This window comes from Kitasatospora sp. NPDC098663 (assembly GCF_044760075.1).
In the GTDB taxonomy this organism is placed as follows: domain Bacteria; phylum Actinomycetota; class Actinomycetes; order Streptomycetales; family Streptomycetaceae; genus Kitasatospora.
Map to the genome: position 1 here is coordinate 24,586 of NZ_JBIWAP010000049.1, position 16,946 is coordinate 41,531.

19 protein-coding genes are annotated in these 16,946 nt (G+C 72.3%); 10 read left to right on the forward strand and 9 right to left on the reverse strand.

Features of this window, described 5'->3' with window-relative positions:
- The first annotated feature begins 54 nt into the window (after positions 1 to 54).
- Positions 55 to 321, forward strand: coding sequence for a hypothetical protein (locus ACIQVZ_RS35640; RefSeq protein ID WP_402455892.1), 267 nt, complete (start codon positions 55 to 57; stop codon positions 319 to 321).
- A gap of 111 nt (positions 322 to 432) precedes the next feature.
- On the opposite strand, the gene ACIQVZ_RS35645 is transcribed toward ACIQVZ_RS35640, so the two are convergent.
- The 3 genes from ACIQVZ_RS35645 to ACIQVZ_RS35655 all read right to left on the reverse strand — a co-directional run bounded on the left by ACIQVZ_RS35645 (position 433) and on the right by ACIQVZ_RS35655 (position 3,456).
- Positions 433 to 711: a hypothetical protein gene (locus ACIQVZ_RS35645; protein ID WP_402455893.1), complete on the reverse strand. Its 279-nt coding sequence runs from the start codon at positions 709 to 711 to the stop codon at positions 433 to 435.
- 739 nt (positions 712 to 1,450) lie between these two features.
- Positions 1,451 to 2,164, reverse strand: a complete 714-nt coding sequence (locus tag ACIQVZ_RS35650) for an SDR family NAD(P)-dependent oxidoreductase (protein ID WP_402455894.1) — start codon at positions 2,162 to 2,164, stop codon at positions 1,451 to 1,453.
- Complete coding sequence (locus ACIQVZ_RS35655) at positions 2,161 to 3,456, reverse strand: hypothetical protein (protein ID WP_402455895.1); 1,296 nt, start codon at positions 3,454 to 3,456, stop codon at positions 2,161 to 2,163. The genes ACIQVZ_RS35650 and ACIQVZ_RS35655 overlap by 4 nt, the downstream gene beginning before the upstream one ends.
- Positions 3,457 to 3,914: 458 nt before the next feature.
- On the opposite strand from ACIQVZ_RS35655, the gene ACIQVZ_RS35660 reads away from it, so the two are divergent.
- Genes ACIQVZ_RS35660 through ACIQVZ_RS35700 form a run of 9 tightly spaced genes read left to right on the forward strand, consistent with a single transcriptional unit; the run spans position 3,915 to position 12,479 of the window.
- Positions 3,915 to 4,871, forward strand: a complete 957-nt coding sequence (locus tag ACIQVZ_RS35660; RefSeq protein ID WP_402455897.1) for an NAD-dependent epimerase/dehydratase family protein — start codon at positions 3,915 to 3,917, stop codon at positions 4,869 to 4,871.
- The gene (locus ACIQVZ_RS35665) at positions 4,868 to 5,527 is read left to right on the forward strand and encodes a phytanoyl-CoA dioxygenase family protein (RefSeq protein WP_402455899.1); all 660 of its coding nucleotides are present in this window, start codon (positions 4,868 to 4,870) and stop codon (positions 5,525 to 5,527) included. The genes ACIQVZ_RS35660 and ACIQVZ_RS35665 overlap by 4 nt, the downstream gene beginning before the upstream one ends.
- Positions 5,524 to 6,555, forward strand: a complete 1,032-nt coding sequence (locus ACIQVZ_RS35670) for a glycosyltransferase family 2 protein (protein WP_402455901.1) — start codon at positions 5,524 to 5,526, stop codon at positions 6,553 to 6,555. The genes ACIQVZ_RS35665 and ACIQVZ_RS35670 overlap by 4 nt, the downstream gene beginning before the upstream one ends.
- Entirely contained in the window at positions 6,552 to 7,589 is a 1,038-nt protein-coding gene (locus ACIQVZ_RS35675; RefSeq protein ID WP_402455903.1) for a hypothetical protein, read from the forward strand. The genes ACIQVZ_RS35670 and ACIQVZ_RS35675 overlap by 4 nt, the downstream gene beginning before the upstream one ends.
- A 15-nt stretch (positions 7,590 to 7,604) precedes the next feature.
- A complete protein-coding gene (locus ACIQVZ_RS35680; protein WP_402455905.1) occupies positions 7,605 to 8,807 on the forward strand; it encodes a polysaccharide pyruvyl transferase family protein in 1,203 nt (400 codons plus the stop codon).
- 27 nt (positions 8,808 to 8,834) lie between these two features.
- Positions 8,835 to 9,860, forward strand: a complete 1,026-nt coding sequence (locus ACIQVZ_RS35685; protein WP_402455907.1) for an NAD-dependent epimerase/dehydratase family protein — start codon at positions 8,835 to 8,837, stop codon at positions 9,858 to 9,860.
- Positions 9,857 to 10,633 carry an HAD family hydrolase gene (locus ACIQVZ_RS35690; protein ID WP_402455909.1) on the forward strand — a complete coding sequence of 259 codons (777 nt, stop codon included), beginning with the start codon at positions 9,857 to 9,859 and terminating at the stop codon, positions 10,631 to 10,633. Before ACIQVZ_RS35685 ends, ACIQVZ_RS35690 begins: the two co-directional genes overlap by 4 nt.
- Positions 10,630 to 11,481: a glycosyltransferase family 2 protein gene (locus tag ACIQVZ_RS35695; RefSeq protein ID WP_402455910.1), complete on the forward strand. Its 852-nt coding sequence runs from the start codon at positions 10,630 to 10,632 to the stop codon at positions 11,479 to 11,481. Before ACIQVZ_RS35690 ends, ACIQVZ_RS35695 begins: the two co-directional genes overlap by 4 nt.
- 8 nt (positions 11,482 to 11,489) lie before the next feature.
- Positions 11,490 to 12,479 carry a glycosyltransferase family 4 protein gene (locus ACIQVZ_RS35700; RefSeq protein WP_402455912.1) on the forward strand — a complete coding sequence of 330 codons (990 nt, stop codon included), beginning with the start codon at positions 11,490 to 11,492 and terminating at the stop codon, positions 12,477 to 12,479.
- Between the two features lie 7 nt (positions 12,480 to 12,486).
- On the opposite strand, the gene ACIQVZ_RS35705 is transcribed toward ACIQVZ_RS35700, so the two are convergent.
- The 6 genes from ACIQVZ_RS35705 to ACIQVZ_RS35730 form a co-directional block, all read right to left on the reverse strand.
- Positions 12,487 to 13,323, reverse strand: coding sequence for a TrmH family RNA methyltransferase (locus ACIQVZ_RS35705; RefSeq protein WP_402455914.1), 837 nt, complete (start codon positions 13,321 to 13,323; stop codon positions 12,487 to 12,489).
- Between the two features lie 522 nt (positions 13,324 to 13,845).
- The gene (locus tag ACIQVZ_RS35710; protein WP_402455915.1) at positions 13,846 to 14,448 is read right to left on the reverse strand and encodes a hypothetical protein; all 603 of its coding nucleotides are present in this window, start codon (positions 14,446 to 14,448) and stop codon (positions 13,846 to 13,848) included.
- Between the two features lie 53 nt (positions 14,449 to 14,501).
- Positions 14,502 to 14,660: a hypothetical protein gene (locus ACIQVZ_RS35715; protein WP_402455917.1), complete on the reverse strand. Its 159-nt coding sequence runs from the start codon at positions 14,658 to 14,660 to the stop codon at positions 14,502 to 14,504.
- Positions 14,661 to 14,720: 60 nt separating this feature from the next.
- On the reverse strand, positions 14,721 to 15,377 hold the full coding sequence (locus tag ACIQVZ_RS35720) for a hypothetical protein (RefSeq protein ID WP_402455919.1): 657 nt from the start codon (positions 15,375 to 15,377) through the stop codon (positions 14,721 to 14,723).
- 176 nt (positions 15,378 to 15,553) lie between these two features.
- Positions 15,554 to 15,679 (reverse strand): hypothetical protein, encoded by a 126-nt coding sequence (locus ACIQVZ_RS35725; RefSeq protein WP_402455921.1) that lies wholly within the window; start codon positions 15,677 to 15,679, stop codon positions 15,554 to 15,556.
- A 186-nt stretch (positions 15,680 to 15,865) separates the two neighbouring features.
- Positions 15,866 to 16,945: a hypothetical protein gene (locus ACIQVZ_RS35730; protein ID WP_402455922.1), complete on the reverse strand. Its 1,080-nt coding sequence runs from the start codon at positions 16,943 to 16,945 to the stop codon at positions 15,866 to 15,868.
- Position 16,946: the final 1 nt, after the last annotated feature.

A 16,946-nucleotide genomic window follows, 5' to 3' on the forward strand; every position in this document is an offset into this window, starting at 1 on the left:
TGTCGCTGCCCCCGCAGCCGCAGGACGGGGGGCTTCTCAACCCGGAGGACTCCCATGTGGGCCAACACCGGGCCCGACCGGCAGGACATGCTGAAGAAGCTCGTGATCGCCGCCCTGCCCGCCATCGCCCGCCGCTACGACTCGGGGGTGGGCATACGGGTCATTGGCACGATGTACGGCTGTGATCCGAAGTGGCTCCGCGATCAGATGCTCAAGGCCGGGCACCGTGTCCGGCCGCTGGACGAGGCCACCGGGATGCGCCCCACGGACCCGCTGCCCTGGGCTCCGATACGGCTTCCGGGCCGGAAGGCGATGCCGTAGACCTGGCCCCAATTCCAAGCCGTCTGTACATCCCGGCCCTAGCGATAGCGCATGAATGTGAAACCGAAAAGCGCAGAGCTTCAGATACAGCTCCGTTCCGGCAATGCCGCATTAACCCTCGCGGCCGTCTTTCAGGTGGCGCGTCCAGACTCCGGGATACCGCGTGGCGAGGGCGATCGCCTGGCTAGGCACCACATGTTCGCCGAGATGATGCAGCTCTCGAAAGGACTGGGCGTCACCCCCGAGACAGCCATGGCCGAGCTTCTGCGCGCAGGTCGCACTGCTGGCCAGTACGCCGCTCGGAGAATTCATCGAGATCCGCCGGATGGAACTACTGTACGGCGCTTGAGGACGAGGAATGGCGGAATCGATGGGCGCGAAGAAGAACACCTACCTCCTGACCGTATCTCTCACGGACCGCAGAACGAGGCAGGTAACGCGCGTCTACACTCCATGGCGGGACAATGAAGAGGAAGCGAGGCAGGAGTGGATTGACTATGTGAAGAAATACATGCCTTGGGCGACAACCGAGGTGCTGAGCTGCGAGTTGCACAGGTCGGAGACCTAGCGTGTCGGCTGACTCGAAGCCATCCCGGCACCGCCGACCAAAGGAGCGTCCGCAGCGCCAACCCGCCGGCCGGGCGAGATCGGAGGCGCTGCGGCTGCGCGGCCGCGCGCCGCCCGGCGTGTGGGAGGCCCTTACTGCTGTCGCGCAGGAGCCTGGGGTCGTCTCGTCGGTGCTGACCGGGAACATCGCGGCGAACGCCCGGTTGAAGCTGGCTGCCTTCGGGCTCGACGGCTCGGTGGACCTGGGGGTCGGTGCCTACGGTGCCGACCACCGGGATCGGACGGCCCTCGTCGCGGTGGCCCGCGACCGCGTCCACGTCGCCCGTGCCGTTGCGGCGGATTCGCCTGTGGTGCTGGTCGGTGGCACCCCACCGGGACGTCGGGGCCGCGCTGATCAGCGGGGTTCATATCGTGGCCGTCGCCACGGGGGTCCATTCCGCCTCTGGACTTCGTGCGGCCGGCGCGGAGGTGGTGTTGCCGGACCTGACCGACACGGCTGCCCTACTGGCGCACCTTGCGTGTGTTGCCGCTGAACGGGACTGGACTGGGGAGTTGCCTCCGGCTACCAGGCTAGGGGCTTGCGTTCGTAGAAGAGGCCGCCGGTGGGGCCGTCGTCGGGGAGGGTGGCGAGCCAGACGGGTGTGTCGGCGGCGTCCTCGGGGGTGCGGTCGGTCTCGCCGTAGGCCATGCGGGTCGCCATGCGCCCGGGGGAGGTGGCGTTGACGAGGATGCCGGTGCCGTCGAGTTCGGCGGCGAGGATCTGGGTGAGGGCGTTGAGGCCGGCCTTGGCCACGCGGTAGCTGACGTTTCCGGTGCCCATGTTGTTCTGGGTGCCGAGGTGGCTGGTGATGTTGACGATGCGGCCGTAGCCGTTCTTGCGCATCTCCTGGGAGGCTGCGGCGGCGAGCCGCCAGGCGCCGAGGAGGTTGGTGTCCAGGGTGGCCCGGACGCGCTCGAAGTCCGGCGCGGCGGCGGCCTGGCCGCGGTCGATGGCGACGGCGGCGTTGTTGACCAGCACGTCCAGGCGGCCGAGCGGGGCGGCGACGTCGGCGATGCAGCGGGCGACGCTGGCCGGGTCGGTGACGTCGAGTTCGTGGGAGTGGACGAACAGCCGCTGGCGTCCGAGGGCTTCCGTGGCGTCCCGGCCGGCGAGGCGGTCGCGCACGCCGAGGACGACCTGCATGCCCTGTTCGGCGAGGCGGGTGGCGATGGCGAGGCCGAGCCCGCGGTTTGCGCCGGAGACGAGGGCGACGCGTGGGGTGGGGTGTGTGGTCATACGGCCAGTGTGGCGAGCAGCTGGTCGAGGTGCTGGACTTTCGGGTCCTGGGCGGTGAAGGGGAGTTCGGCGCGGGCGGCGGCGGAACGGGCGGCGTTGCGCTGGGACGGGGCGGCGGTGATCATCGGGACGGCCCTCTCCAGGAGGTGGACGGCGTGGTCGGCGTCGCCGAGAGCGATGTGGGTCCGGGCGCTCTGGATGGTGTAGGTGGCCAGGTCACGCCCCTTGGCTGGAGGCATGAGGCCCAGTGCGGTGGTGAAATGGACCTCGGCCAGCCTCGGGCGGCGCAGGTCCGCGTAGCAGGTGGCGGTTTGGGCGTGGAACTCGGCGGGGTCGAAGTATTCCAGCCACGCCGGGTCGTCGTCTGTGGTGGCGGCGCGGGCCATCTGGGTCTCGGCTTCGGACAGCGAACGGTCGCATCCGCTCTTGTCGCCGCAGGCGGCTTGGGCTCGGGCTTGCCGCAGCAGCAGCATCGCGCGTGTTCTGGGGGTGACATCGCCGGCGCCCTCGACGGCGGTGGCGGCGAGATCGAGTGCGGGAGCGACGAGACCGTGGTCGCAGCACTGGAGGCTGAGCGACTTGAGGATGTTGGCGCCCAGTGCGCGGTCGCCGGCGGTGTGGGCGGCGCGCAGGCCGGCCGTCCAGTACCGCTGGGCTGCGGAGTGGAGTCCGGCGTCGAAGGAGGACCATCCGGCAAGGCGGGCCAGTTCGGCGCCGAGGCGGAGCAGCCGCTGGCCGACCGGGTCGGTGTAGGACGCCTCTTTGAGGACACTGGTGACGGTGTCGAGTTCGGCTGCCAGGAGGTGGCGGGCGCGCGGTCCGCCGAGGCGGGCCTCCAGGCGTCGGAGCCGGGGAAGGCCGTCCTCCAGGTCCGCGACGAGCTGCGCGTCGATGCGGCCCCCTGCGAGCGCCGCGGCGACGGGCTCGGGGTCTTCGGCGAGCCACTGGCCGGCCAGCACGGTCAGGGCCTCGCCGCCGAGCTTCATGAATCCGCGCCGGTCCAGCATGGCGTGCTCCAGGGTGTCGTCCAACGACTGGAGCGTCCCCGCCCGGGTCCAGGGGAAACCGGTGCGCACCGGGTTGCCGTCCGGCAGCCAGCCGGGCCAGCCGATCCGGTGCACCTCCCGTATCGGGATGCCGAGTTCGGCCGCGAGGGCGGCTTGGCTCTCGGCGTCCGGCTCGACGCCCCAGTGCTCCCATTTCCACGCCTTGCGCCGGTCGGCCGACCGGCGGGTGGGCCTGGCCGCGATGTCGACCACGTCCTGGTAGGTCCAGCCCCGTTCGTCCCGCACCACGCTCAGCGGGTGAACCAGCCGTACCGGTGTACGTGAGCCGGTCGATCGGCCCATTTCAACCCCCGATTGATTCAGCGGAATGTAGCCGGTCCACCACTGTGTGCTGATGGTACAGCCCGGGGCGGCTGGGGTCAGAAGACGACAGGAAGACGACAAACCCGCTATGGCCAGCAGTAGTTGATCGGGGGTTAGCTAGTGCTCCCCCCGACGGGTGCCCGGCTGGCTGAACTGCGGCCGGGTACCCCGGGGCGCTCGGCCGGGGACCACTTCACGTTCGTGTCGATGACCCGGCTGTGCGGCGAGAAGACGTCCACCGACGGACGGACCACTCGCACCGATCACCGGGGCGCGACAAGCCGGCCGCGCCCACGCCTGTTCACCGCGTACGCCGCTCCGGCCCGCCGTGCCCTTGTGCCGCCGGGAGGGTCGGACGTGCCCGAGCCTGGAGGAGCCCCATGCCCCGAAGGACTGCTGTCGTGACCGGCGGAGCCGGATTCATCGGCTCCCATCTGTGTGACGCGCTGACCCACTCCGGGTTCGCCGTGGTCTGCGTGGACAACTTCCTGACCGGCCGGCGCGACAACATCGCGCACCTGCTGGGCACCGAGCACTTCGAGCTGGTCGAGCAGGACGTCAACGACAAGCTGGCCGTCGCTGGCGGGGTGGAGGTGGTGTTCCACCTCGCCTCGCCGGCCTCCCCGGCGGACTACCTGCGCCACCCCATCGCGACGCTGTCGGTCGGCTCCATCGGCACGCTGAACGCGCTGGAGCTGGCGAGGGAGCGCGGTGCCCGGTTCGTCCTGGCCTCGACCTCCGAGGTGTACGGCGACCCGCACCAGCACCCGCAGACCGAGTCGTACTGGGGCAACGTCAACCCGATCGGCCCGCGCAGCGTCTACGACGAGGCCAAGCGCTTCGCGGAGGCCGCCACCGCCGCGTACCGCCGCGAGTACGGCACCGACACCGCGATCGTGCGGATCTTCAACACCTTCGGCCCGCGGATGCGCGCCGACGACGGCCGGGCGGTGCCGGCCTTCGTCACCCGGGCGCTGGCCGGGCAGCCCCTCCGGGTCGCGGGGGACGGCAGCCAGAGCCGCTCGCTGTGCTACGTCGACGACACCGTGGCCGGACTGCTGGCGGTCGCCGCGAGCGATCACCCGGGGCCGGTCAACCTGGGGACCGAGGACGAGCGCACGGTGCTGGCCCTCGCCCGCCTGGTCCTGGACATCACCGGCTCCGCCGCAGAGGTGGAGTTCACCGCCCTGCCCGAGGACGACCCGGTACGCCGCCGACCGGACACCACCCTGGCCCGTGAGGTGTTCGGGTGGATGCCGCAGACGGCGATCGAGGGCGGCCTGGCCGCTACCGTCGCCTGGTTCACGGGGCAGCTCGCCGCCGGGGCCACCCGGTGAGCGCGCCGACCGCCGAAGCCCTCGGCCGGCTCTGGGCCGACGGGTACACGGTCGTCCCTGCCGTGGTGACCGGTCCGTTGCTGGAGCGGCTGCGCGCGGAGGCCGATGCCCTGGTGGCCGCGTTCGAGGCCGGCCACCGCGGCGACGACTTCTGGCACTTCACCCGCGAGGGCGAGAGCGCCCCGGTGCTCTACCGCGTGCACAACCTTGAGCAGCAGCCGGGTGCCACGCTCGCGGCCGGGCTGTTCGCCGCCGGCCCGCTGCACCACCTCGCCGAGACCATCCTGGGCGCTCCGGCGCGGGCCCGGGTCATTGCCATGATCGTCAAGATGCCGAAGGTGGCCGCCGCCGTCCCCTGGCACCGCGACCGCACCGACGCCGAACCCGGCCGCGCCGTCAACCTGAGCCTGTTCCTGGACGACTCGGACCCCTCCAACGGCTGCCTGGAGTTCGTCCCCGGCAGCCACCTGCTGGCCGACGACGCCGACGCGCAGAAGGTCCGCACCGCCGGGCCCGTGCTGACGGTCGGCGCCCAGGCCGGCGACGTCGCCGTGCACGACGTGCGGGCCGTCCACGCCTCGCGCCCCAACCCCACCGCGCGGCCCCGCCGCAGCCTCGTCATCGAATTCGTCCCCAACGCCACGGAGGCACCGTGACCAGCACCGCACCCGCGAACCGCCGCCCGAAGGTCGCCACCGTCACGGTCGGCACCAACGAAGCCCGCTGGCTGACCGCCTGCCTGTCCACCCTCCTCACCAGCCACACCCCCGGCCTCGACCTCACCGTCTGGTACGTCGACAACGCCTCCGCCGACGGCAGCACCGAGATGGTCCGCGACGCCTTCCCCGCCGTGCGGATCATCCAGAACGACGCCAACCTCGGCTTCGCCCGCGCCAACAACGTCGGCATGCGCGCCGCCCTGACCGCAGGCGCCGACTACGTGTTCCTCGTCAACCCCGACACCCGCACCCCCGCCGACCTCGTCCACCGGCTGACCGCCTTCATGGAGCAGTGGCCCACCTACGGCATCTGCGGCCCCATGCAGTACACCTACACCGACGCCGAGCCCGGGGACGGGCCGGTCGCCCTGGACGAGCACAACGCGTGGTCGCTGCTCGCGCTGAAACTGGGCGAGGCCGACGGCTTCGTGGGCGACCGCCCGCACCGGCCCTCCCCGGCCGGCCCCGCACACGGCCGCGCCCCCGCCACCCTGGAACACGCCTACGTCCAGGGCGCCGCCCTCTTCGTGAGCGCCGAACTCCTGCGCACCCTCGGACTGTTCGACCCGGTCTTCCACACCTACTACGAGGAGACCGACCTGTGCCGCCGGGCCCGCTGGGCAGGCTGGCGGGTCGCCCTCAACCTCGACCTCGGCATCCAGCACTACGGCGGCGGCGGAACCGGAGCGAGCACCTACAAGCGCGTGCAGATGCGCCGCAACCGCTACTACTTCCTGCTCACCGACGTCACCTGGACGTGGCCCGCGATCCTCTCCCTGGCCGGGCGGTGGCTGCGCCAGGACCTGGCCGGTCGCTCGGTCGGCGGGAACACCACCCCGCTTCGAGGGTGGGCGGAGACGGCCGCCGCCGCGTGGTGGCTGCTGCGGCTCACCCCGACCATCGCGCGCCGCCGCCGCGCCCACCACCGCCTGGCCGCCACACCGCCCGCCGGGGGTGCGCGGTGACCAGGGTGCTGATCGCCGGTGACTTCCACTGGCAGGCCGGATCGGCGCACATGGTCGCCGAGTACGTACGCGCCGCCCCCGCGCTGGACTGCGAAGTGGCGCTGGCCGGGCCGCTGTGCCGCCTGGACGACCAGGTCTCCGGCCTGCTGCCGGTCGTCGACGACCTCGCCTGGGGCACGCACCTGGTGCTGGTCTTCGAGGGCCGCCAGTTCCTGGACGAGCGGCGGATGGAGCTGTGCGAGCGCATCCCCCGGAGCCGCCGGATCGTCCTGGACCCGGACGCCCACTGGGGCGAGCACACCGTCCTCGGCGCGGACGACTCCGCCGGAGCCTACGGCCACCAGCAGTGGCAGCAGCTGTACCGGCAGCTGAGCGACCTGATCCTCCAGCCGCGCCTTCGCGAAATCCCGGACGGCGCGCAGTTCTTCCCCTACTTCGGGATGCCCAAGCCCGTGCACCGCCCGGATCGGTCACCGGCCGCGATCTACGACCTGCAGTACGTCGGCGCGAACTGGTGGCGCTGGGACGCGCTCGCGAACCTGGTCGAAGCCGCCCGGTCGGCCCGCCCGCCGCTGACCCGGCTGCGGGTCGCCGGCCGCTGGTGGAGCGGCGACCCCCACCCCGAGCACCTCACCGCCACCGCCAACCGGCCCGGCTGGCTGGCCGAGCGCGGCGTCAAGGTCACCGGCCCCGTCCCGTTCGGCCAGGTCCTCACCCAGATGGCGAAGGCCGAGATCACCCCGGTCCTGGCCCGCCCCCTGCTCGCCCACCAACACCTGCTCACCCCGCGCATGTTCGAGACCATCGCGGCCGGCACCATGCCCGCCCTGCCGCCCGAACTCGCCTACACCACCGCCCTCTACGGCGAGGAGATCGCCCCGTTCCTGCTCGGCGCCCACCCGACCGAGGACCTCGCACGGCTCCTGCGCGACGGCCCCGCCAACCGCCGGCAACTCGGCCGCGTCCAGGACGACCTGCGTCGCCGCTTCAACTACCGGCGCGTCCTCGGCCAGCTCCTCGCCTTCACCCACTAGCCCGGGAGACCCCCTGTGCCCAACATCCTGATCACCGGCGTCACCAGCTGCGAGAGCCGAGGAGTCGAGGCCCTCGTCCGTTCCCTGGCCACCGCGCTGACCACCACGGCGCACACCACCGTCACCGTCCTCACCCAGACCCCCGACCTGGACGCCGAAACGCTCGCCGGAAGCGGCGCCGACTGCACCGCGGACCCGTTCGTCGTCTCCCGCTCCTGGGCCACCATGCGGCCCGTCGAAACCGAGCAGCACCGCCGCGAACGCGCCGCCCGCCTCGTCAAGAACGCGGACCTGGTCCTGGCCACCGGGGGCGACCTGCACACCTGCGACTACGGCGTCTCCACCTCCTACCTCGCGGTGCTCGACCGGGCCCACAGGCTCGGCGTCCCCACCGCGATGGTCGGCCAGTCGGTGGGCCCGTTCACCGACCCGGCCGAACAGGCCGCGTTCACCGCCACCGCCGGCCGCCTCGACCTGCTGACCGTCCGCGAGAGCACCACCCTGGCCTACCTCGTCGGCGAACTCGCCCTACCCGCCGACCAGGTCGTGCTCTCCGCCGACCCCGCCTTCCTCCTCCAGCCGTCCGGCCCCGACCGCGCCGCGCAGCTGCTCGCCGACGCCGGACTCGACGCCGCCCAGGAGTACGTGTGCCTGGCGCCGAGCCGGGGCGTCACCCGCTACAGCCCGATCACCGACACCCGGCACCTGGACGCGCTCACCCGCCTCGCCGACACGCTGTGGCGCGTGCGCCGCCGGCCGCTGGTCCTCCTCCCGCACTGCCACGACTCCCGCGAGCACAACGACGACCGCCTCCTGGCCCGGCAGATCGCGGCCCGCCTACCCGGCGTGCCGGTGCACCTGCTGGACGCCGACGGCACCGGGGCCGCCGACTACAAGGCGGTCCTCGGCGGCGCGGAACTGGTGATCTCCGAGCGCCTGCACGCCTCGATCGGCGCCCTGTCCAGCGGCACCCCGGCCATCGCCCTCGGCCACAGCCCGAAGTTCGGCGGCGTCCTCGCCGACACCTACGGCCCCCACGTCCCGGCCGGCGACGTCCACCGCGACGTCGCCGCGTTCACCGCCGACCCCACCGCCGCCGAGCGGATCGCCCACCTGGACACCGACAAGCTCCGCAACCGCCTCGCCACCCGGCTCCCCAACACGGTCGCACGCGCAACGGCGGACATCGCCCGGGTGCGCGCCCTCCTCAACTCCTGAACCTGCCAACCCGATCGGAGAACCCGCATGGCCCTTCACCTGGTAACCGGCGGAGCCGGATTCATCGGCTCCCACCTCGCCGACCGCCTCCTGGCCACCGGACACGACGTCGTCGTCCTGGACAACCTCGACGGCGGCAAGAAGGACAACGTCCCCACCGGCGCGCAGCTGGTGGTCGGCTCGATCGCCGACCGCGCCGCCGTGGACGACCTCTTCGCCTCCCACGCCTTCGACAGCGTCTTCCACCTGGCCGCGTTCGCCGCCGAGGGCATCAGCCACGCCGTCAAGGCCCACAACTACGAGGTCAACGTCCTCGGCAGCGCCCACCTGATCAACGCCGCCCTGCGCACCAAGGTCCGGTACTTCTCCTACGCCTCCTCCGTCGCCGTCTACGGCACCGGCCGCGTCCCGATGTGCGAGGACGACCGCCCCCAGCCCGCCGACAGCTACGGCAACGCCAAACTCACCATCGAACGCGAACTCGCCATCACCGCCAAGATGCAGGGCCTGCCGTTCACCGCCCTGCGGATGCACAACGTCTACGGCGAGCGGCAGAACATGGGCGACCCCCTGCGCAACGCCGTGGCGATCTTCCTCAACCAGATCATGCGCGGCGAGCCGATCACCGTGTACGGCGACGGAAGCCAGCGCCGCTCCTTCACCTACGTCCACGACATCGTCGGGTCGTTCCTCGACGCCGCCGACAACACCCGGCACTGGAACCGGGTGATCAACGTCGGCAGCCAGCAGCCCTGCACCGTCCTGGAGATGGCCCACGCGGTCCGCGAGGCGATGGGCGTCCCCGGCCACCCGATCCGCCACCTCGCCACCCGCGAGGAAGTCCACGCCGCCTACACCAGCAGCGACCTCGCCCGGATGCTGCTCGGCAGCTGGCAGGACACCCCGCTGGCCGACGGCCTTGCCGCCACCGCCGCCTGGGCCACGGCCCACGGCCCCGTCACCCCGCGCAGCACGCTCACCCTCGAAACCGGCTCCGGCACCCAGCCCGAGTGGTACACCACCGCCACCGCCCCCCGGACGGACACCCCGTGACAAAGCCCCCGACGGCCAGCGCCCCCGCCATCGACACCATCGCCACCGACGTCGGCGGCGTCCTCTACTACGACGAGCCCTTCGAACTCGCCTGGCTCCAAGGCGTCCTGGAGCGGGCCGGTGACGCCGACCCCGCCCTCACCATCGAGCGCTTCACCGCCCAGATGCGCCGCTTCTACCTCCGCCGGGCCAGCGCCACCGCCAGCCCCGGCCTCTACACCCCGGCCGGCACCCACGCCTGGACCGACGTCCGCCGCCGCTGGGCCGACCTCGCGCAACCGGTCCCCGGCGCCGTCGACGCGCTCGCCGCCCTCGCCCAGCACCGGCCGGTGTGCGTGGTCGCCAACCAGCCCCCGGAGTGCGAGGAGGTCCTGCGCGCCTCCGGGGCCGCCGAGCACCTGGCCCTCATAGCCCTCGACACCACAGTGGGCATCGCCAAGCCCGACCCCGGCCTGCTCGGCTGGGCCATCGGGCAGCTCGGCTGGAACCCGGCCACCACCCTCATGGTCGGCGACCGGCCCGACCACGACGCCGCCCCCGCCCAGAGCCTCGGCGCCCACGCCGCGCTCGTCACCCCGCCCACCGACTGGAGCGCCCCGCCCGGCACCGACCCGGCCCTGGCCACCGCCTACCAGGAAGTGCGGGCCGAACGGCTGGAGGTCCGCCGGCACCCCGCCGCCGACCACAGCCTCCACACCCGCGACCTCGCCGACCTGGCCGACCAACTCGCCGACCGCGCCCCGGCCCGGCGCCACACAAAGGCGCTCCGATGACCACCGCCCTCACCGTCGCGCTGTGCAGCAACCGGCCCACCCTGCTCCTGACGGCGCTCGACCGGCTCCCGGGCGTCCTCGGCCCGAACGACCACCTCGTGGTCGTCGTGGACACCGCCGCGGACGCCGCTAGCCAGCAGCGGCTCGCCGGACCCGCCGACCGGCGCACCGTCCTGTTCAACGGGGCCACGATCGGCCTGTCCTACAGCCGCAACCTCGCGCTGAAGGAGGCCCCCACCCGGCACGTCGTGTTCGTGGACGACGACATCGTCCCCACCACCGAAGCGATCGAGCACCTGCGCGCCGCCCTGTCCGACGGGGCGCAGGTGGCCGGCACCCGGATCACCGCCGACCTCCAAGGCCGCCGCACCCCGTGGTGGCTCACCGCCGGGCAGCTGCACTACCTCGGCTCCCACCACCCGGACCTGCCCGCCAGCATCTGGGGCGGGTGCTTCGCCCTCGACCGCGACCACGCCCGGCTGCTCGGCGTCGACTTCGACAGCCGCCTGGGCCGCGTCGGCACCAACCTGGCCAGCGCCGAGGACACCACGCTGGTGCGCCGCCTCGCCCAACTCGGCGCGGCCACCGCGGTCCTCCACGACACACAGGTCCGCCACCTGATCCCCGCCCACCGGCTCCGCCCCGGCTACCTCCTGCGCCGCGCCTACTGGCAGGGCCGCAGCGAAGTCCGCCGCCGCACAGCCGGTAGCGGCCTGCTCAAGGAGTGGGGGCGCAACCGCTCCGGCGGGCCCGGCCTCCTCCCCGCCGCGCTCGCCGTCCTCTACACCGCCGCCGTGCTGGCCGGCACCGTCCGCGAACTCCTCCACCGGCCCCGGCGTCGCCCGTGAGGATCGCGATGCTCAACCCGCCCCACCGCTTCGGGCAGGACACCAGCCAGTGGATCACCGTCCCCCCGCAGGGCTACGGCGGCATCCAGTGGGTGGTCGCCACCCTCATCGACGCTCTGCTGGCAGCCGGGCACGAGGTCCTCCTGGTCGGCGCGCCCGGCAGCACCGCCCGGCCGGGCCTGACCGTCTCCGACGCCACCACCTTCGACACCACCCGGGCCGCGCTCCGCACGTTCGGCCCGGACGTCGTGCACGACCACACCAACGGCCAGCTGCTGCCCGCCGAACCCGACTGGCCCACCGTGCGCACCCACCACCTCAACAGCGTGCCGGAGTACCGGACGAACAGCGTCTACCTCTCTCATGCCCAGCGCCGCGCCGCCGGGTCCGAGCACGCGCCGCTCATCCGGCTGCCGGTCAACCCCGACCGCTACACCTACCGCCAGGAGAAGGAGGACTTCCTGCTGTTCCTCGGCCGGGTCTCCGTCCACAAGGGCGCAAGACAGGCCGCCGCCTTCGCCCAAGCCGCCGGCCTCCCGCTGAAACTCGCCGGACCCGCGTGGGAGCCGGACTACCTGCACGGCATCCTCACCGACTTCCCCGGCACCGCCGAGTACGTCGGCGAGGTCGGCGGCAGCCACCGCACCGAACTGCTCGCCGCCGCCCGTGGGCTGCTCGTCCTCTCCCAGCCTCTCGGCGGCCCCCTCGGCGACGAGTGGATCGAACCCGGGGCCACCGTCGTCGCCGAGGCCGCGGTCAGCGGCACCCCGGTCATCGCCAGCGACAACGGCTGCCTCGCCGAGATCGCCCCGCACGTGGGCATCGCCCTACCGGTCGAGCACACGCCCACCGGGGAGGAGGCAGCCAAAATCCTGGCCGGCCTCCCCGCCCCGAAGCAACTGCGCGCCACCGCCGTCGAGCGCTGGGGCCACCACCTGACCGCCTCCACGTACCTGGAGGTCTACCGCCGCGCCGCCGCGGACGGCACTTGGACCTGACCGACGCTCAGCGCGAGCGCTTCCCGGCCGCGATCCGCTGCCGGGAAGCCTCGTAGAGCACCGCGGTCGCAGCGTTCGCCGCATTCAGCGAACTGGCCGCCCCCGTCATCGGGATGCTCACCGTGAAGTCGCACAGCTCCCTCCACGTACTGGACAACCCCGTCGTCTCGTTCCCCACCAGCAGCAGCACCGGCTGAGTCAGATCGAAGTCGTAGACGTCCGCGTCACCCTTCTCATCCGTGCCCACCAAGACCAGCGGACGACCGGAGGCCCGCTGCTGCTCCACCCACGTCATCACCTCGGTCGCCCCCGGCACCCGAACGGACGGGAGCGAGAACAGGCTGCCCGTGGTCGCCCGAACGGCCTTCGGGTCGTAGACGTCGGCGGCATGGCCCGAAACGATCATCCCGTGCGCACCGAAGGCGTCCGCCGACCGGATGATCGACCCGATGTTGCCCGGCGTGGTCGGCCGGTCGAAGAGGACACCGAGGAAATCCGGCCCGACCTCGACCCGGCTGAGGTCGTCCGCCGGCATGCCCACCACCGCGATCACCTCAGGTGCGCCCTCGGTCTTCTCACCCAGCTCCGCCAACAGCTCCGCCGCCATCACGATCCGCTCAGCCCGAGTCGTTCGCAACAACTCCTGCGCCCAACCCGACAACTTCCGCCGGTCGTCATAGAGCAGCGCGCTGATCGGCCACCCGTACTCCACCGCCAGCGAGATCGGCCGAACCCCCTGAACCAGGAACTCGCGCAGCTGGCTGCGCTTCTTCCGGTTGGTGAGCAGCGCCTCCCACTGCTGGAACCGGGCGTTGCGAGAGGTGATCCGCTGAACCGCTGGCACCTGTCCTCCAAGGATGAGCCGACTTCCACGATGCGTTCCGACCACGACGGAGTCCGCACCAGCGCAGCTAAGAACCCTACACCGCAGGTCTCGTTACGCAGGGCGAAGCCACCGAGAGCGTCTGGTACGACTGGAGGGCCAAGCTCGCCCGCGGTCACCTACACCGGTCCAGCAGGTCCGTCCGGGAGACCGAGCAGGAGACCGGCCTCACCCTGGAGTGCGGACGGCTGCTGGCGGTCCACCTCCTCCCGACTGAACCGACCTGGCCCTCGACAGCGGCGCACTCGGCCCCAAGCAGCTCGCGTCAATCCGGCTCGACCCCGCTGAACACAGCGAGTGGGATGCCCGCCCGATCGAAGACTGGGAAGACGTCCTCAACCTGCGGAGCATGAACCGCCTTCGCCAAGTTGCCGACGCGGCTCGCTCCAGCACGACGGCCTACATCGAGCACGCTGGAAGCAACTTCACCGACTACATCTGACGGCCGCGGAGTGTGAGGGCGCCGGCCTGCGGCGAACACCCTCACACCCTGCCAGTACGGCGAACGGCTTGATCGGCGAGTCGCATGTTCGCCTCCATGAGATCCAGACCGGCAGCGACGTCTGCTCTGGTGACCTCCCACCAGCCTGCCCGGTCGAAGATCCACCAGGACTCCCGGTAGCGGGCGAAGTCCCTGATCGTCTCGCTGAGGAAATGAGCGTCGCCGTCCGCGAGGGCGAGCCGCAGTGTGGGCAGTCCTCCGTAGTACCGCGGGTCGGGGGTGACGGTGAGCAGGGTCCATCCGTGCCAGGCGCCGGCGCGGGCGAGGAACCCGTTGTGGCGGACCTCGAATCCGGGGGTGAGCTGGCCTGGTACGACGAGGTACGCCGAGGTGACGCGCGCTGCGCCGGGCAGCGCGCGCCGGACCAGGTCGTCAGGCCCGGGGCCGCCGGGCGCGTGGACTTCACCGCGCGCGCCGTCCGGGTAGGTGACGGTGGTGGAGGTGTAGCGGCGGGGCTCGCCGCCGATGGCCGCGGTGATCGTCGCGGGTGCGGGCTGGTCGGCGAGGAGCAGGACCGGTATCCCGGTGCGGGCGACGGTGGCGGCTGCGTCGTCGCCGAGCACTCGCTCGGTGGGGGCGGTCATCGGGCGGCCTGCGCGAGGGTCCGGCCCAGGTTCCACTTCCACGGCAGCCGAGGCTAGGGTACCCGCAGGACGGTCTCCAGCCCGAGCGCGGCTTCCTCCCGCCAGAAGGGCAGCGTCTCGGCGACCTCCAGCGCGGTCACGCAGCCGGTCAGTGCGGAGAGCATCGCGATGACCTGGTAGGTGCGGCCCTTGTCGTGCCGCACCACGTCCACGCCGTAGGCCGTGGAGAACTCGCGGTAGTCGTTCGGGCTGCCGCCGAAGGCGCCCCTGTCCTAGGCCACGGCCGCGAGGTCGCGCAGCGCGTAACCGGCCGTGACCCGCTCGAAGGCCAGGAGCGCGGCGGCGCCGCTAACGGTGACGAGGGTGTTGGCCCAGCCGACGTCGCCGTGTATGACGCGCCGCTGCGGCCACGCGGCGGCGGCCCACCGTTCGCGGGTGTCGTCGAAGGCGACGCGCAGGAGCATCCGCTGCTCGCTGTTGAGCGAGGTCGGCAGCAGGTCGGTGATCCGGCGGGCCAGGTCCGGGAACGGGTCGTAGTCGGGAAGGTGAAGATCGTCCGGGACGTCCAACTGGTGGAGGGCGTGCAGCAGCTCGGCCAGTTGGGTCGGGCTGGCGGCCGGGCCGTGGCCGAGGTCGTCGGCGAAGGTGACGACCAGGGGGCCGACGGCGACGGGCTCGGTGGAGCGGCCGGCCGGGCGCGGCGCGGGGATGCCGTTGCGCAGCAGCCACAGCGCCACCCGGTTCTGCCGGTGCGCGGCCTTCGCGGTCGTTCCGGGCTGGTGAACCTTGGCGATCGCCCCGGAGTGCGGGAGCCGGTAGACGTGGTTGAGTCCTTGGACGATCAGTTCGGCCCCAGTCGGGTCGAGGCCCTGTACCCGGGCTGCGTTGAAGACCGCCCTGCGGCTGGCGGGTTCGGTGAGGTGGTTCATCGTCCCTTCGCTCGGGTTCAGGAGAGGCGGGAGCGTCGGGCGCGCCTCGGGGCGCGTCACCGTTGCGGGTTCACTGGCACGGTCGTGCGATGGGCAGTTGGGCGCGTCCCGGCGCGCACCGGAACAGCCGGCGTGCGCCGGGACGCGGTTACACGGGATGGGCTAGCTCAGGCTGACTACTCGCAGCCGAGCTGGCTGGTGGGGATGCAGCCGCTGTCGCTGGGCTCGGCCCATCCGGCGGCCGGGTCGCTGGTCTCGATCAGGGTGACGTCCAGGTCGAAGTCGTCGACGTTATGGGTCATCGTTCTTTGCCTCCTTGGCAGTTGTGGTGCTGGCTGGCCCGGTCGCGGGTTGCGGCCGGGAGTTTTCGGGCACGCCGAAGCTCGGTGCGGCGTGCGGCGTGCAGTGGGTGAAGGGCGTTGAAGCGCGGCGGCGCGTTCAGCCACTGCTGGCGCCGGGCTCTGGTGCGGCGGGTTCGCCGCCTCGGGTCAGTCGGCGGGGCGGGCCTGGATGACTCGGTCGGCGCGGTCGAGAGCGGCGTCGAGCTCGTGGCGCAGGTGCTCGGGGAGGCTCTGGCTGCCGAGGCCGCAGGTGTCCACGCGCGTGGTCAGATCGCGGTGCTGTCGGCTGGTCAGGAGCGCGGTGCAGCCGGGGTGGTCGAGCAGGTCGCGTGCGGTGTAGCCGTCGGGCTGGTCGAGGGTGCGGGTGATCAGGTCGGTGGCCAGGGAGCGGGCGGCCGGGCCGTCCGGGTCGAGGGTGTCGATGAAGGACAGTGTCAGGCGGGTGCGGAAGACCGCGGTCCTGGGGGTGGGTTCGAGCTCGCGGAGCGGGGCCAGCAGGGTGTTCGGGCCCGGGGCCTGGTCCTGGGCTATGAGGGTGAGGCAGGCGGTGACGGCGTTCTCGGTCGTCTCGCCGGGGAGGGTGTCGCGCAGGAGGTCGAGAGCTAGAGCGGTGTCGTGGGCTACCAGGCTGGCGATGACGGCGACTTGGCGGCCGTCGAGCATGCGGCGGCCGATGCCCCGGTGGCCGGCCAGGCGGGCGCGGGCCTGTTCCCACCGGCCGCTGACGGCCAGGGCGCGGGCGCCGGTGGCCAGGAGCAGGGCCCAGGTCCAGCGGCGCAGTTCCTGGTGGGCGTCGGCGGAGTCGGTGAGGTCGGCGGGCAGCAGGACGCCGTCGATGTCGGCGGCGGTGCGGGTGTTGACGGCGGTGTGGAGCGATTCGAGGAGCTGGTAGGCCTGTTCGCCGTTGCCGTCGCGGATGTGCAGGCGGGCCAGGTTGCCGAGCGGTTCCAGGGCCAGGCGGGCGTCCTGGGCTCCCAGCGGGTGGGAGCCCAGGTACGCGCGGGCGTGGCGGTGGCACCAGGTGCGGGCCAACTCGGGCAGACCCACATCGGACGCCAGCAGCGCGGACAGGTTGTAGACGGCGGAGGCGCCGGCCAGGTCGCGGTCGTGCTCGGCTCGCCGGGCGTTCTCGGCGAGGTCGGCGACGCGTTGGGCGAGCGGCGTGCACGCCGGGCGCCACCGGGCGACGAGAGGGAAGCGGCGGGCCAGGGATCCGATGGGGTCCACG

Excerpts from the sequence above, each read along its gene's own strand:
- ACIQVZ_RS35640 (WP_402455892.1), top strand. The coding sequence starts at position 55 with ATGTGGGCCAACACCGGGCCCGACCGGCAGGACATGCTGAAGAAGCTC.
- ACIQVZ_RS35650 (WP_402455894.1), bottom strand. The coding sequence starts at position 2,164 with ATGACCACACACCCCACCCCACGCGTCGCCCTCGTCTCCGGCGCAAAC.
- ACIQVZ_RS35660 (WP_402455897.1), top strand. The coding sequence starts at position 3,915 with ATGCCCCGAAGGACTGCTGTCGTGACCGGCGGAGCCGGATTCATCGGC.
- ACIQVZ_RS35685 (WP_402455907.1), top strand. The coding sequence starts at position 8,835 with ATGGCCCTTCACCTGGTAACCGGCGGAGCCGGATTCATCGGCTCCCAC.
- ACIQVZ_RS35695 (WP_402455910.1), top strand. The coding sequence starts at position 10,630 with ATGACCACCGCCCTCACCGTCGCGCTGTGCAGCAACCGGCCCACCCTG.
- ACIQVZ_RS35700 (WP_402455912.1), top strand. The coding sequence starts at position 11,490 with ATGCTCAACCCGCCCCACCGCTTCGGGCAGGACACCAGCCAGTGGATC.
- ACIQVZ_RS35710 (WP_402455915.1), bottom strand. The coding sequence starts at position 14,448 with ATGACCGCCCCCACCGAGCGAGTGCTCGGCGACGACGCAGCCGCCACC.
- ACIQVZ_RS35720 (WP_402455919.1), bottom strand. The coding sequence starts at position 15,377 with ATGAACCACCTCACCGAACCCGCCAGCCGCAGGGCGGTCTTCAACGCA.
- ACIQVZ_RS35725 (WP_402455921.1), bottom strand. The coding sequence starts at position 15,679 with ATGACCCATAACGTCGACGACTTCGACCTGGACGTCACCCTGATCGAG.